The organism is Cobetia sp. Dlab-2-AX, assembly GCF_024124625.1.
In the GTDB taxonomy this organism is placed as follows: Bacteria; Pseudomonadota; Gammaproteobacteria; order Pseudomonadales; family Halomonadaceae; genus Cobetia.
In genome coordinates, this window is record NZ_JAMXRV010000004.1 from 76,537 (window position 1) to 91,285 (window position 14,749).

Genomic DNA, 14,749 nt, shown 5'->3' on the forward strand with positions numbered 1-14,749 from the left:
GCTGGGCTGCGTTCGAGTGACCCGCCTGAGTGATCGACTAGCGATGACTCATTATGTTTTGGTGTGATTGTTTTTCGAATTGCATAAAAAATCGTTATACATACTAGCGGCCTCGTGTGAAATCGCAACCCTACCTTTCTGTCAGCCACGAGCCATCATTCTTTATACGGCGCTGACTTTGCCCACGGCAATCGCTTTGTGAGGCTGATGTGGCCTGCTTATGACATCGTGTGTTCCGCAACCGTAAACCGACCCGAAATCGCCTCGCTAAGTATTTGATATAACTTGTGAATGAGAATTTTTTGCAGTCAGGTGTTGCGCATGTTTCTGCGAATCATTTACATTTGTCTCACTTGAAGTGAGCGAGGTGAGCCATGTACGTCTGTCTGTGCAAAGGTGTGTCAGACCACAAGATCCGCGAAGTCGTGGAACAGGGAGCGCGCAGCTTCCGCGAAGTCCGTGAGCAGACCGGATGCGCGACCCAGTGCGGCAAATGTGCCTGCATGGCCAAGACCATCACTCGCGAAGCGGTCGCGCGTGAAATGATGCCGACAGAGGATCTTGCCTACGCGGTGTGACGCAGGCTTGAGCCGAGGCTCGCTTGCCGGCGACTGACACCTCAGTCACCACGCTGGCCACTACTGCGTGATCCGTTCTCGTCGAGTCCCGGCAAGGACTCGCGTCCCTGACGCCCGCCATCTGGTCTCAAGACCGGGTGGCGGGCGTTTTCGCATGGGCGCCAGGCAAGCCGGTATCGGCCGCCACATGACAACGCGGATACCAATCTTTCCCATTTGCGCCTAAAAGTCGATAACTTGTTGCCATGTCTCGAAAAAATCATGTTTTTGCGCCATACTTGCTACACCTGACCGAGAGGGCGCGCCTGATGTGCCCGCGCTGCGGCTGATGCATGCCGTCATCAGGCGCAGTAGAGAACCTGACGCAGCAGCAACCCTGACAAGAGAGGAATGGCGACATGAAAGGCGATCCCAAGATCATCGAGCATCTCAACACCATACTGGCCAACGAACTGGTCGCCATCAATCAGTACTTCCTGCATGCACGCATGTACAAGGACTGGGGCCTCAAGCGCCTGGCCAAGTGGGAATACGACGAGTCCATCGAAGAGATGCGTCACGCCGATACCCTGATCGAGCGCATCCTGTTCCTGGAAGGTCTGCCCAACCTGCAGGACCTCGGCAAGCTGCGCATCGGCGAGAACACCAAGGAAATGCTCGAGTGCGATCTGGCGCTGGAGCACCAGGCACATGGCGATCTGAAGGAAGCGATCGCCTACGCCGAACAGATTCGCGATTACACCTCGCGTGATCTGTTCCGCAAGATCCTCGACGACGAGGAAGAGCATATCGATCATCTGGAGACCGAGCTGGGTCTGATCGAGAAGGTCGGCATCGAACTCTACCTGCAGAAGCAGATCCACCACGAGATCGACTGATTCCGTGGCGGCTCGCTGAGTCGTGGCGAAACGAAAACGCCCCCGCTGCCGATGGCAGCGGGGGCGTCTTGTCTTGGGCTGTGCAAATCTTCAGTGGTGCAGAACCGGCTTACTTGCCCAGTTCATTGACCAGCAGCGCTTCGGCAGCCGCGAGGCGTGCGTCGAGGCTCTCCTTGTCGCCAGCCAGCACCGTGATGTGGCCGATCTTGCGTCCCGCGCGCGGTGCCTTGCCGTAGTCGTGCAGGCGCGCGCCGGGGATGGCGAGCACGGCGTCACGTTCCGGCATGCGGCCGATGATATTGAGCATCGCGCAGGGCGTGAGCAGTGCGGTCTCGCCCAGCGGCATGCCGGCGACGGCACGCAGGTGATTCTCGAACTGGCTGGTGACGGCGCCTTCGATGCTCCAGTGACCCGAGTTGTGCACACGCGGGGCGATCTCGTTGGCCAGCAGGCGCTCGCTGCCATCGGCGTTCTTGACGACGAAGAACTCGAAGGCCATCACGCCGACGTAGTCGAGTTCGTGCATCACCTTGAAGGCCGCCGCCTCGGCTTCGGCCTGCATGCCGTGGGAGTCGAGCGGCGTGGAGCAGTGCAGGATGCCGCTGCGATGTTCATTGCGCGACAGCGGCCAGGCGCGTGTCTCGCCATCACGACCACGTACCGCGATCACCGAGACTTCGTGATCGAAGGCGATGAAGCCTTCCAGGATCAGCGGCACGCTGCCGAGTTCAGCGAAGGTGTCGGCGACGTCTGCCATCTCGCGCAGTACCTTCTGGCCCTTGCCGTCATAGCCCAGCGTGCGTGTCTTGAGCACGGCGGGCAGACCGATGGTCGCGACGCCCGCTTCAAGATCCGCCTGGCTGTCGACCAGCGCCAGCGGCGGCACCTCGATGCCCAGACGCATGAACAGCGACTTCTCGCTCCAGCGGTCACGCGCGGTATCCAGGGCGCCAGCCGGCGGGAAGGTCGGGCGCTCGGCCGCCAGACGCGCGACGGAGTCCGCCGGCACGTTCTCGAACTCGAAGGTGACGGCGTCAGACGCCGCTACCAGCTGCGTCAGGGCAGCATCATCCTGCCAATCGGCGCAGAGGTGATGGCCGTGGACGCGACCGCAGGGCGAATCCGAAGGATCAAGGAAGGTGAAGCGGGCATTCAGGGCGGCGCCGGCCTGAGCCAACATGCGGCCCAGCTGACCGCCGCCGACGATACCGAAGCGGAACGGCTGGCTCATGGCTTACTCGCCTCCGTGGGACAGGCTGGGTGCGTCGGGGCGCGGGTCCGGATTGTCGAGCACACGGTCGGTCTGCTCGGCACGGAAGTTGATCAGTGCGGTGCGGATGGCCGGGTACTTGTTGGCCAGCTGGCTGGCGGCCAGCAGCGCGGCATTCACGGCACCGGCGCGGCCGATGGCCAGTGTGCCGGTGGGGATGCCGGCGGGCATCTGCACGATGGAGAGCAGGGAATCGACACCTGACAGCATGCTGGACTGCACCGGCACGCCCAGCACCGGCAGCCAGGTCTTGGCGGCACACATGCCCGGCAGATGCGCCGCGCCGCCGGCACCGGCGATGATGACCTCAAGGCCACGCTCGGCAGCGGTATCGGCATAGTCGAACAGCAGGTCGGGCGTGCGATGGGCAGAGACGACCTTGACCTCGTGTTCGATCCCCAGCGCTTCCAGGGTTTCGACCGTATGGCACATGGTCGCCCAATCCGATTTTGATCCCATGATGACACCAACCAGTGCGCTCATGCTTCCTCCGCTCTTGACGTGGTATGAACCAGCTCACAGTGCCTGCCAGAAGTGCCGGGCAATGCGCTGTGTGGGCGTGGCCGAGCCGTGTGGGCAGATCATGCCCGCAAGCGGCTCAATGCGTATGTCTGGAAAAACAAGCGGCGCAGTATAGCACCGCGACCGACAGGCGGCATGTACCTGTCTGGACGGTCAGGATGTGGGTGCGCCCGTGGATCAGCAGGACCACGCCGAGACCAGCGCGAAGCGTGGCACCGGCTCGCCCTGGATCTCGACGTTCTCCATGAACATGCTCAGCGGGCGCACCCACAGCCCGCATTCACCATACAAGGCACGATAGACCACCAGCAGCTCTTCGGTCTCGCTGTGGCGACTGGTGCCGATAACTTCGTACTGCGCGCCCTTGTAGTGGCGGTAGAGACCCGGCACGGGACGATTTTCCGGCAGCGGCGGCATGGCGGGCAGGTCAGTCATGGCGATTTCCTTGAGGGTGAAGCAAGAAGCAAGAAGCAAGAAGCAAGAAGCAGTGAAGCCAACAGCGAGAAGCAGGCGTATCAGTCGGCAGCATTCGGCGCCTGGGCGTCATCAGCCACAGAGGTGTCATCGGCGGCAGGCGTGGCCTTGGCACCGCGGCGTGCGATGCGCGCCAGCGCGCGGGCAGCGGCGGTGAAGCCGAAGCTGCCGGTGACGAAGGTGGCCGCACCGAAGCCGCCGGCGCAATCCAGGCGTGTGGCGCTGTCGCCGGGCTTGGTGGCACACACCTCGCCGTCGGCGCCGGGGTAGGTCAGCTGCTCGTCGGAATAGACGCACTCGACATCGAATCGGCGCTTCAGGTTGCGGCTGAAATTGTAGTCGCGACGCAGCAGTGAGCGAACGCGTGCCAGCAGCGGGTCCTGCTCGGTGCGGGCAAGATCACCGATCTGGATGCGCGTCGGGTCGAGCTGGCCACCGGCGCCGCCCGTCACGGTCAGGCCCAGCTTGCGCCGCTTGCACCAGGCGATCAGCGCCGTCTTGGCAGGCACGCTGTCGATGGCGTCGATGACGTGATCGAGGTCGTCGTGGATCAGCTCGGCGAGATTGTCCGGCGTGACGAAGGCTGAGATGGCGTGGATCTTCATCTGCGGCGCGATCAGCTGGCAGCGCTCGGCCAGCACCTCGACCTTGGGACGGCCGATCTGGCCATCCAGCGCATGCAGCTGACGATTGACGTTGGAGACGCAGACATCATCGAGATCGATCAGCGTCATCTCGCCGATGCCGGAGCGAGCCAGTGCCTCGGCGCTCCAGCTGCCGACGCCGCCGACACCGATCACCGCGACATGCGCGTGGCGGAAGTGGGCGAAGGCGCTGGCACCGTAGAGGCGACGGATGCCGCCGAAGCGGAAGTCGTAGTCGTCTTCTGCAGGGGCCTGGCTGGCAGCGCCGGCCGCAAAGAAGCTCTCCAGCATCCGTTCGCTGGCGGAGGGCGTGCTGTCGTGGGTCGACGGCTCGCCTGAGGGCTTGCGGTCAGGGCTCTGTTCTTCAGAGCTTTTGTTTTCAGAGCTTTTGTTTTCAGAACTTTTGCTTTCAGAGCTCTGCTGTTCTGGGCTCATGTCGGTCGAGTCCGGGGTGTCGGAAGAGGTGGTCATGCGCAGCTCGCGAATCTCGGGGGAACGGGTGGCAATCGGCAGGGGCACGCTCAGTCAGCCAGGACGCCGTCGGTCGCATCGAGCCAATGTCTGCTCGGGCGCTCTGCCAGGTGTTCAGCGTAGCGTTCGGGCAGATGGCCCAGCCAGCCGAAGCGCTCCATCACTGCCGCGTAGGCACCTTCTGGCGGGCACGACAGGCTCAGCCAGCCGCCCTCGGGATGGGGAAGCTCGAGCCCGACAGCTGCCAGCAGCAGGCGCGGGCATTCCAGTGTCGTGGCGAAGTAGCGATTGTAATTGCCCTTGCCATGCTTGGCATCGCCGATGATCGGGTAGCCACGGCGTGACAGGTGACGGCGAATCTGATGGCGGCGGCCGGTCAGCGGACGGGCCTCGACCAGCGAGAAGCGCGACTGCGGATAGCGATCGATGGCGATGGGCAGCTCGACCTGTGCTAGGCGGCGCGTGTCGGTGATGGCTTCCTGCTCTGGCATCTCGGCCTTGGGCAGCTTGCCGTCTTCCTTGCGCAGACCGTAATCGAGGCGTTGTTGCTCGGGCGCGACGCCGCGCACGATCGCCAGATAGCGCTTGCTGACCTGCTGCTCCTCGAAGGCGGTGCTCAGCTTGCGCGCCGCCTGGGGCGAGAGGCCGAACACCATCAGCCCTGATGTCGGACGATCGAGGCGATGCACGGGGAAGACATGCTGGCCGATCTGGTCGCGCAGGCGCTGAAGCAGAAACTCGGTCTCGTGCTTGTCGATGGGGCTGCGGTGCACCAGCAGGCCCGATGGCTTGTGAGCCACCACCAGCACCTCATCCTGGAACAGGATGTCGAGTGGCTTGGCGGATTCAGTCAGCTCAACAGGCTCGGTCATCTCAGCAGACTCGGCCTCGAGAGGCGTGGGCGTGGCGTCCGTCATCGGCGCAGGTGTCTGAGGCGCCGTCGGCGCGTCGGAGTACGGAGCATCAGGAGAAGAGGACATGGGCATCACGGCAGCAGGAAGACGAAAGCCGACCATCACAATGAGGGTCGGCGTGTATTGTCCGGCTTTCGTCGCTGGCTGTCATGTCCGGCGTGGCGTCGGGCGCGCGGTTGCCTATGTCAGGGCCTGATCAGCAAACCGTCGGCGAGCCACTGCACCAGCAGGTTGATCGCCACGCCCGGGGCTTGTTCTGCCCCCACCTGCGGCGTCAGCAGCTCACCGAGCCGGCCGAAGCTCAGGCCCTTGTCTCCGGCTGCGAGGATGGTGCCGAGAGCCAGGTCTTCCAGTGCATCGAGAGAGCGATAGTGCACCTCGGGCGCGCCAGCGGTGGGTTGGCGCCAGACGATCCAGGGCGTAGGCGTGTCGGACTCGACCGGCGCGCGAGGCGGCTCATCGTTGTCGATGGCCTTCCAGATGGCCGGCGTATCGAAATGGAACATGAAGCGCTGCAGTGACGGATGCGCTGCCAGGGTCAGCTCCGGCCACTCCTCGGGGGCCAGTGTCTGCAGGGCCTCTGCACTCAGCGGAGTGCTGTCCACCACATCCAGTGCCAGCCCCAATGCCCATTCAAAGGCGGCCATCTCGGTGACCAGAGAGCGCTCGGGTTCGCGCGCCGCGACGAAGGCCGGGAAATGCTGGCCTGCCCAGCGAATCGAATAATGACTCGGCGGGTGGGCCGCGAGGTAGTCACGACACAGCAGCCCGAAGGCGTCATCGCCGATCAGGGTGTGAACGGCCTCGAAATCTCCGCCGAAGACCTCGAAGAGCCGCAGTCGATAGGCCATCGCGTAGATGTCGAGGCGCTCCTCGGCACTGGCAAGCTGATCACTGATGACGGACTCGGCCGCCGCGCTGCGGGTGTCAGGGCTAGGTGTCGCGAGGTAGGCGCCCGTGGTCTCCTGCAGCTGCGCCAAGGCGCTGCGATCAGCACCGCCTGCGGGGCTCGCTTGCGTCATGCGCGCAGCCCTCCGTGGTCTGCCGTCTGGTCCTTGTGCGCGGCATCCGCCAGCGGACGACCACTGCGGCGGCGCAACTCGGCATACTCCTGCATCAATTCCGACCACGGCGGGAAGTTGTCGTCGCGCTCGATCATGGTGGCGACATCGCCGAAGCGCTTCCGCGCGGCGTCATACAGCGTCCACACGGCGTCCGGGACGGGCTGGTCATGGGTGTCGATGCACAGCTCGCCGCCCGAGACTTCCTGCCGGATATGCCCGGCCAGATGATGCTGCCAGACACGCTCTGCCGGCATGGCGTCCAGATAGGTCAGCGGGTCGAAGCCATGATTGTGGCTCGAGACGATGACGTTGTTCAGGTCAAGCAGGATCAGGCAGTCGGCACGGCGGCTGACCTCGGCCAGAAACTCCCATTCGCTCATCTCGTCAGGGCGCCAGGTCAGGTAGCTGGAGACGTTTTCCAGCAATAACTGACGGCCGAGCGCGTTCTGGACCTGATCGATGCGTTCGGCCAGATGATCGATGGTGGCATCGGTATAGGGCAGCGGCAGCAGGTCATGGAACTGATGCGCGCCGGTACGCGTCCAGCACAGGTGGTCGGAGACCCACAGCGGTTCGATCCGCTCGCAGAGTGCACGCAGCTCGCGCAGGTAGCGGCTATCGATGGGATGGCTGCCGCCGATGGATAGCGAGACGCCATGCAAGGCGATGGGGTAGTGTTCGCGGACTCGCTCGAGATGATGAAGTGGCTTGCCACCGGCGCTCAATCCGCCTCCCCTCACGCCACCGGATTCGCTTGTGCCGAAGCCCATGTAGTTCTCGCTGATGGCCTCGAACCAGTCAATATCCGGCAGCGTCGTCAGAATCTCGTGGTAGTACTCGGGGCGCAGACCCAGCCCTTGCCCGATACCGGCGCTGGCGGGGGTAGGCAGGCGAGCGGTGACAGCTGTCGTCATGCGGGAATCCTCTTCTCGACGGGGCGGATCGCGAAGCAGTTGGGCTGAATGGCTTCGGCGCGAGCCTGAAGTCACAACCGGAAACGGGAGAACGGTGTGCCGTCCTCCCGTCGGGAATTCGCCACAGGCGCCTGCCAGGGCAGACGCCTGTGCGTGCCTGAGGATCAGCCCTCGATGACAGTACCCCCTTCGCCGACACAGGATTCAGCGCTGGCAGTGTACGACCAGCCTTGGCCCTTGCAGGCGTTGTGACCCTTGCAGGCGCTGTTGGCAGTCGCGCATTCGGAGGTGCCCTTGCAGGAGTTGATGCCGGAGCACTTCACGGCATTGTCACCGGCGTGCACCGGCAGTGAGGTCAGAGCGGCAGTGGAGAACAGCGCGGCGGCAGCGGCAGCGAAGGTAGCGGCAGTAACGGTCTTCTTCATGGTCATGATGGCTTCCTATCGGGCAGGGCCCGTATTTTTTGAATTATGGATCAGGAACATCGTGGTACCCGCTAGCGTCAGACAGCTCGTTCAGGCGGGTCATGACGTCATACGCCGTCAAAACAAGGTTGGATGCGCAGGCGCCAGAAAAAATCTGACATCATTGTTCACTATGCTTGGAAAGGCAGTCCTGGCGAGTTCGTGAGCCTGCTTATGGTACGCTTTCGCTATCATCTGCCTGATTGCCGATATCCCTTTCTCTTGCTGGAGTTCCCCATGCCGGACCTACTTCGACGCCTGTGGCGCATACCGCGCTGGCGCTGGAGCATCGTGCTCGTTCTACTGTTGGGGGGCTGCAGTGCCGTCGCGATTCATCAGCTCGATGAGCGTTTCGGCCCCGCGTCACCGCGTGAGCGGGTGGTGTCGCGGGACACTGTTGCCGGACGTCAGTGGGAGGATGAGGTCAAGCCGGTGATCGAGACGCGCTGCGTGGTCTGTCATGGCTGCTACGACGCTCCCTGTCAGCTCAAGATGTCATCGGCGGCCGGGATCGATCGCGGCATGAATCCGGCGCCGGTCTACGATGGCACGCGCCTGCTGGCGGCCAATCTGACCCGGATGTTCGAAGATGCGGACACCACCGAGCAGTGGCGCAGCATGGACTTCTCGCCGGTGCTCAATGAGCGCTTCGACTCTCCGGCCGCCAATCTGGAGGGCAGTGTGCTGTTCCGTGCGCTCAGCCAGAAGCGCAAGGCGCCGCTGCCGGTGACGGAAGATGGCCTGCTGCCGGAAGACCGCTTCGACCTGTCGCTCAATCGCAGTCAGGTGTGTGCCCCCGTCGAGGGATACGACAAGTTCGCCGAAGACCATCCTGACTGGGGCATGCCCTACGCCCTGCCACAGGTCAGCGATGAAGAGCACCGCACGCTGGTGAACTGGCTGGCCAAGGGTGGCGCGATGACGGGCCCGGCACCGCTGCCCCAGGCGCTGATGCCGCACATCGAGCAGGCCGAGCGCTTCTTCAATGGCGACAGCCTCAAGCAACGCCTGATGAATCGCTATATCTACGAGCATCTCTTCCTGAGCCATGTGTATTTCCCGGGCATCAAGGGCGCGGACGGACGGCCGATCTTCTTCAAGCTGGTGCGTTCCAGCACCCCGCCGGGCGAGCCGATCAAGCGCATCTCCACGCGCCGTCCCTACGACCCACCCTACGCCGCCTACACCGCCGATGAGCGCGCGAGCATGCCCCACGATGACGCCGGGCGTCCGCGGGTCTATTACCGTCTGTGGCAGGAGCGCGCGACGATCCTGGCCAAGAATCATCTGCCCTATGCGCTGAATGATGCGCGCTTCAAGCGCTGGCAGGCGCTGTTCCTGACCCCGGATTACCCGGTGGATGACCTGCCGGATTACGACCTCAAGACGGCCTCGAATCCTTTCCTGACCTTCGAGGCCATCCCGGCCGAATCACGCTATCGCTTCATGCTGGATGAGTCGCAGAACACCATCATGGGCTTCATCAAGGGGCCGGTCTGTCGCGGGCAGGTCGCGGTGGATGTGATCAATGATCACTTCTGGGTCGGCTTCACGGACCCGAAGATGTTCAGTCACCCGGAAGTGGAGCGCACCCTGGCCGAGGAAGGGGAGAATCTCAGTCTGCCCGCCGAGCAGAGCAGCAATGCGTTGCCGATCAGCTCCTGGGTCAAGTTCGAAAGCAAGCAGGCCGCCTACCTCAAGGCCAAGCAGCGTCTGATGTCACAAGCCTATCTGGATGGCGACCTGCGCCTGGATACGCGGGTGATGTGGGACGGCAGCGGCTGGGACGAGGGCCCCGGCCAGGGGCGCAACCCCAACGCGGCGCTGACCATCTATCGCCACTTCGACAATGCTGCGGTGATGAAGGGGCTGGTCGGCGGTGTGCCCAAGACCGGCTGGATCATCGACTACCCGATGCTGGAACGTATCCACTATCTGTTGGTCGCTGGCTTCGATGTCTACGGCAACCTGGGACATCAGCTGATCACGCGGCTGTATATGGACTTCCTGCGCATGGAAGGCGAGAACAATCTGTTGGCACTGTTGCCGGCGGGGGAGCGCCAGGCGGTACATGACAGCTGGTATCGTGATGTCGACCCGGGGCTTGGGGGGCTGCTGTTCAAGAAGCCGCCGCAGTTCGATGCCCCCAGTGACATTGTCTGGACACCGCAGGAGCTCTCGTCGCCGGAGCAGGCCCGCCTTGGCCTGATGCGGCGCATGCAGGAGCGCCTCGCGCCGGAACTCGGTCATGAGCGCAGTCTGAACAATGTCGTGGATGAGCACGTGCGACATGAGTTGCAGGCCCTCGCTGCGGTGCAGGGAGTCTCGGCCAGCCTGATGCCGGAGGTGACGATCGTCGCGCTGGAGGATGGCACTGATGACTCGCCGCGCCTTTACAGCGTGCTGCGCAATTCCGCCCACGCCAACATCACCAGCCTCTTCGATGAGGAGGAAAATCGCCGTCCTGAGGAAGACACTCTCGATGTCTTGCGGGGCGTGGCGGGCGATTACCCGAATGCCTTCTGGCGATTGACGCCTGACACTCTGACGGGGCTGGCAGAGCGGGTGGCGGCACTCGAGAGCGAAGAGGACTACCGCGCCCTGCAGGCCGATATCGGGGTGCGCCGGACTGACCCGCGCTTCTGGGAGTTCTCCGACAGCGTGCTGCGCACCAACTATGCTGATCGCCCTGTCGAAGCGGGTCTGCTGGACTATAACCGCCTCGAGAACCGCTGATTGCCAGCGGGGCTTGAGCGGCCGAAGCACGCTCTGTCGTCAGGACTGTCTGGGTTGTCGGACTGTTTCGATGACTGACGACTGGCCTGACGGAAAGCAGAAGCCCGCCACGCAAATTGCGTGGCGGGCTTCTGACTTGTGTGGTGCCGACATGGCGTCCTGCGGTAGATCAGCGCAGTGTCGCACCGCGTGATGTGCTGTCAGCAGGCGTCATCAGCGACCGCCCTGACACTCGCCCTCGGCCAGCTCGATCAGGCCATCCAGATGCAGGATATGCACCTCGCGGGCACGAATGTCGACCAGCCCCTGGGTCTGGAAGCGGGTCAGGATGCGGCTGATGGTTTCGACGGCCAGTCCCAGATAGTTGCCGATATCGGCGCGCGCCATCGAGAGGCGGAAGCTGTATGGCGAATAGCCTCGGCGACGGAAGCGCTGTGACAGGTTGACCAGGAAGCTCGCCAGCCGCTCATCGGCTGTCTTGCGCGACAGCAGCATCATCATGCGGCGATCTTCGTGCAATTCCTTGCTCAGGCTCTTGAACAGCTGGGTTCTCAGCTCAGGCATCTGCTCCGAGAGCGCATTGAGTCGGTCGAAGGGAATCTCGCAGACGGTGGTGGTCTCCAGAGCCACCGCGGTGCCGGGATAGCAATTGCTGTCGATGGCATCGAGTCCGGCCAGCTCGCTGGGCAGGTAGAAGCCGGTCAGCTGCTCCATACCGCTGTTTTCATTGGTGACCTGCTTGAGACTTCCGGAGCGCACCGTGAAGACGCAATCGAAGGCATCGCCCTGGGTGAAGAGGACTTCCCCTTTTCTGAGTGGCGCGCGACGGCGGATGATGGCGTCAAACTGGTCGATATCTTCCATGTTCAGTGCCAGTGGCAGGCACAGTGAACTCAGCGAACAGGTCTGGCAGCGGGCTTCATGGGCGCGCAAGCGGTGTGATGCCTGTGCATTGGCCGTCATGGTGACTCTCCTGAGGAATGTCACCGCTACCCCTGGGGCAGGGCAGCGGGAGGGGTCTTTCGGGCGCAACGAATGGTGGGGCGGGGCCTTGTCGCCCGCCGCTGCCCTGCTGAGCCGCAGTGTATCGAGCGGCCAGGGTCTGAGCGCTCATCGGCCGAGGCAGCGCAATTCCGTGACGCCATAATATTAGATTTTATTAATTCATTATCCTGCCCAACCCATGGGCGTTGCAAGGTGTGTGAACTTTAGGCCTGGTTGGCCCCGTGTGACCATACCGCGACGACCTGCCTCAGCTGAAGGTGTGAGTCAGTATGCAGTGGCCAGCGCTCAGTCATCAGTCGCTGGTCATCAGTCGCTGGCCATCTGGGCTCAGCCAGCTGCGCCGAGCAGCAGGATCAGCGCGGCAGCCAGCGTCGCCAGTGCCAGAATGCCCCAGGCACGTGGCGCTGGTGTGTCAGGCTGACGTACGCCGTTGATGCGATGTTCCTGCATGGGGCCATCGCCTTCGCGCTCGTTGCTGTCAGCGCGCGAAAGACTGCCCAGTGCCAGCATGGCGAACAACACCAGGCTGCCCAGCGTGAGGGCCAGCACCCAGAGATTCCAGAACAGGGGGAGGCCAGTTGTCTCCAGCAGATTCATGTCGTGTCTCCTGAGGGGGCTGTCATGGGCCACGGCTGGCGGTGTCCCTCGCAGGGGCGGCCTGCTGCAGGTAGGCGAGCAGAGCCGTGATTTCGGCAGTGCCACGCACGTCATTGGGGGCGGCAAGAATCTCGTCTTCCGCGTAGGGTACGCCCAGGCCTTGCAGGGCTCGCATGCGTGCCGCGATACCTTCGCCGCTCAACGCCCGCTCGAACAGCCACGGGTAGGCAGGCATCGCTGAGTCCGGCACCTGACTGCGCGGGTCATGCAGATGCAGGCGCTGCCAGGCATCGTCATGCTGCGCAGGCAGCTGGCTCAAATCCGTCCCCCAGCGCTCGACGCCCCACAGCGAAGGGCGGTCGTAGAAGCGTGCCCGGGTGGTCGTCGCATCGCCGTGGCGCGCCGTGTCGCCCGGTAGATCGCGCACCATGCGTGTGTGGCACTGCTGACAGCCCTCGCGTTGATAGATGCGCTGCCCCTCCAGTGCCAGGGCGCTCAGCGGTTTGAGGTCTTCGGGCGCGCTGGAGAGGCTGGGGTGAGCTCCAAGCGGCACCAGCTGGGCGAGGGCGCCGAGGCTCATGGTGAGCAGGCATAGTGCCGTCATCAGGCCGGCGTGACGTTCGAGCAGGACATGTCTCATGCGTAGTGCCCTCCCGAGGATGTGGCAGGGGGCGTGGCCGAGGGGGATGCAGGAGGCATGGCAGGCTGTGATGATGTCTTCCGCGAGCCGAAATTCGGGAGCTGGCGCTCATGAGCGGCTTGCCGTTCGCTCTTGTGGACAGCCAGGGTGTGCATCACGTTGAGGAGCATCAGCAGCATGCCGAGCGCCCAGCAGACGAGCCCGCCCAACGAAATCATCATCGGCATGCGGGCCGCTGCCAGCACCTCGCTCAGGGTGTATAGCGGTCTGCCGTCATCTGCCAGCACATGCCACATGCTGCCTTGAAGCAGCGTGGTGGCCCAGCTGGCGGCAATGCACAGCAGGGTGCCGATGATGGCCAGCAGGGCATGGGTCTTGAGCAGCGCGAGGGAGCGCATCGGGGGCAGCAGGTGATAGGCCATCACGATGGCGACTGTCGCGACCACCCCCAGGCTTGCTGCCGGCGACAGGCTGTTGGCGGCACTGAAGGTCAGGGCATTGAGGGTCGGCAATGACAGCAGGCTGTATTCAAGAACCGCAAGGGCGAAGCTGATCAGAGCTGCCGCCAGCAGGCAGATCAGCGGATCCCGGCGCACTGAGTGCCAATCCTCCTTGAGTGTCATCAGGCCATTGAGGCTGAGTGCCAGCCCCGGCGCCAGTAGCAGGAGGCCCATCGCCATGCCCAGCGTCTGGCTCCAGGCCGGCAGGGCGCTCGCGAACAGCAGCGGAGCACCTCCCCATGTCACCAGCAGCACCAGCATCCAGAAGCTGGTGGTTGCCAGCCGATGCGAGTGGAGCGGCCGCCGCGAGCGGCTCATCACCATGTGATGGAGCAAGGCAATGAGGCCGAATGCGAACATGCCGCCGGGGAGTGGCCCGGCCTGCCAGCGCTGAATCAGTGCCTCGAGGCTGCCCGTAAAGAGCGGTATCGATTCCAGCAGACCGATCGGCACGCTGAGGGAGATCAGAACATGCTGCATCAACACCAGCATCAGGCCGGCGATGAAGTACCAGCAGGCCACCGGCAGGCGGCGCAGCGTGCGCTGTTCCAATACCGTGAAGAAGACCCACGCCACGGCCAACCAGACGAGGGTCATCAGCAGATCGACGAGCCAGGGGGCTTCGGCCATGTACTGGCCCGAGGAGTAGCCTGCGACAATCGCCAGTGCGCCGAGCGCGACCACGGCCTGCCAGCCGAGGAAGGTGAACTGCATCAGCTTGAGCGTGAAAGGGGGCAGTGCGATATCCGGTATCGCCGTCTCGGCGTCCGTGCGTGATTCGCGTTGCAGGACGCTGTGCATGGCGATGGAGTAACCACCGGCGATCACTGCCGAGCCGCCCAGACCGTAGAGCAGCAGGTGGTGCTGCAAGGGGGCGAGGCGGCCGTAGCTCAGCCAGGCCACTTCCGGCCCCAGCGAGGGCCATAGCCAGATGAGGTTGAGCCATACGGCCAGACAGAGGCTGAGCAGGCCCCAGATGACGGCCATGCGAGCGAAATCATGGCTTGCGTGATGATGATGGTTCACGCGGGATTGGCAGGCCGAAGCCTCAAGAGCTGTACGCATATCACGACCTCGT

15 protein-coding genes are annotated in these 14,749 nt (G+C 63.5%); 3 read left to right on the top strand and 12 right to left on the bottom strand.

The genetic code is table 11. From position 1 onward, the window contains the following. The first annotated feature begins 374 nt into the window (after positions 1 to 374). Entirely contained in the window at positions 375 to 578 is a 204-nt protein-coding gene (locus NH396_RS08220; RefSeq protein WP_176676025.1) for a bacterioferritin-associated ferredoxin, read from the top strand. Positions 579 to 976: 398 nt separating this feature from the next. Further along, positions 977 to 1,456, top strand: a complete 480-nt coding sequence (bfr, locus tag NH396_RS08225) for a bacterioferritin (protein ID WP_131431198.1) — start codon at positions 977 to 979, stop codon at positions 1,454 to 1,456. Between the two features lie 109 nt (positions 1,457 to 1,565). Here bfr and NH396_RS08230 read toward each other — a convergent pair whose 3' ends face one another. From NH396_RS08230 to NH396_RS08265, 8 genes are all read right to left on the bottom strand, one after another. Next, entirely contained in the window at positions 1,566 to 2,687 is a 1,122-nt protein-coding gene (locus tag NH396_RS08230) for a 5-(carboxyamino)imidazole ribonucleotide synthase (protein ID WP_253062903.1), read from the bottom strand. Between the two features lie 3 nt (positions 2,688 to 2,690). Next, entirely contained in the window at positions 2,691 to 3,209 is a 519-nt protein-coding gene (gene purE / locus NH396_RS08235) for a 5-(carboxyamino)imidazole ribonucleotide mutase (RefSeq protein ID WP_043333193.1), read from the bottom strand. Positions 3,210 to 3,425: 216 nt separating this feature from the next. Further along, complete coding sequence (locus tag NH396_RS08240) at positions 3,426 to 3,683, bottom strand: DUF1653 domain-containing protein (protein ID WP_225996526.1); 258 nt, start codon at positions 3,681 to 3,683, stop codon at positions 3,426 to 3,428. Positions 3,684 to 3,763: 80 nt separating this feature from the next. Next, entirely contained in the window at positions 3,764 to 4,657 is an 894-nt protein-coding gene (tcdA, locus tag NH396_RS08245) for a tRNA cyclic N6-threonylcarbamoyladenosine(37) synthase TcdA (RefSeq protein WP_175090077.1), read from the bottom strand. A 230-nt stretch (positions 4,658 to 4,887) separates the two neighbouring features. Beyond that, positions 4,888 to 5,709, bottom strand: a complete 822-nt coding sequence (locus NH396_RS08250) for a pseudouridine synthase (protein WP_253063169.1) — start codon at positions 5,707 to 5,709, stop codon at positions 4,888 to 4,890. A 227-nt stretch (positions 5,710 to 5,936) separates the two neighbouring features. Then, complete coding sequence (locus NH396_RS08255; protein ID WP_253062905.1) at positions 5,937 to 6,773, bottom strand: DNA-binding domain-containing protein; 837 nt, start codon at positions 6,771 to 6,773, stop codon at positions 5,937 to 5,939. Next, positions 6,770 to 7,729, bottom strand: coding sequence for a DUF692 domain-containing protein (locus NH396_RS08260; RefSeq protein ID WP_253062907.1), 960 nt, complete (start codon positions 7,727 to 7,729; stop codon positions 6,770 to 6,772). Before NH396_RS08260 ends, NH396_RS08255 begins: the two co-directional genes overlap by 4 nt. A gap of 164 nt (positions 7,730 to 7,893) precedes the next feature. After that, positions 7,894 to 8,160 carry a hypothetical protein gene (locus NH396_RS08265; protein ID WP_253062909.1) on the bottom strand — a complete coding sequence of 89 codons (267 nt, stop codon included), beginning with the start codon at positions 8,158 to 8,160 and terminating at the stop codon, positions 7,894 to 7,896. 270 nt (positions 8,161 to 8,430) lie between these two features. On the opposite strand from NH396_RS08265, the gene NH396_RS08270 reads away from it, so the two are divergent. Next, positions 8,431 to 10,929, top strand: a complete 2,499-nt coding sequence (locus tag NH396_RS08270) for a fatty acid cis/trans isomerase (protein WP_253062911.1) — start codon at positions 8,431 to 8,433, stop codon at positions 10,927 to 10,929. 213 nt (positions 10,930 to 11,142) lie between these two features. Here NH396_RS08270 and fnr read toward each other — a convergent pair whose 3' ends face one another. The 4 genes from fnr to NH396_RS08290 form a co-directional block, all read right to left on the bottom strand. Beyond that, entirely contained in the window at positions 11,143 to 11,892 is a 750-nt protein-coding gene (gene fnr / locus NH396_RS08275; RefSeq protein ID WP_253062913.1) for a fumarate/nitrate reduction transcriptional regulator Fnr, read from the bottom strand. 369 nt (positions 11,893 to 12,261) lie between these two features. Further along, a complete protein-coding gene (locus tag NH396_RS08280; RefSeq protein WP_176676031.1) occupies positions 12,262 to 12,531 on the bottom strand; it encodes a hypothetical protein in 270 nt (89 codons plus the stop codon). Positions 12,532 to 12,553: 22 nt separating this feature from the next. Further along, on the bottom strand, positions 12,554 to 13,171 hold the full coding sequence (locus NH396_RS08285; protein ID WP_253062915.1) for a cbb3-type cytochrome c oxidase subunit II: 618 nt from the start codon (positions 13,169 to 13,171) through the stop codon (positions 12,554 to 12,556). Beyond that, on the bottom strand, positions 13,168 to 14,658 hold the full coding sequence (locus NH396_RS08290) for a cbb3-type cytochrome c oxidase subunit I (protein ID WP_253062917.1): 1,491 nt from the start codon (positions 14,656 to 14,658) through the stop codon (positions 13,168 to 13,170). Before NH396_RS08290 ends, NH396_RS08285 begins: the two co-directional genes overlap by 4 nt. Positions 14,659 to 14,749: the final 91 nt, after the last annotated feature.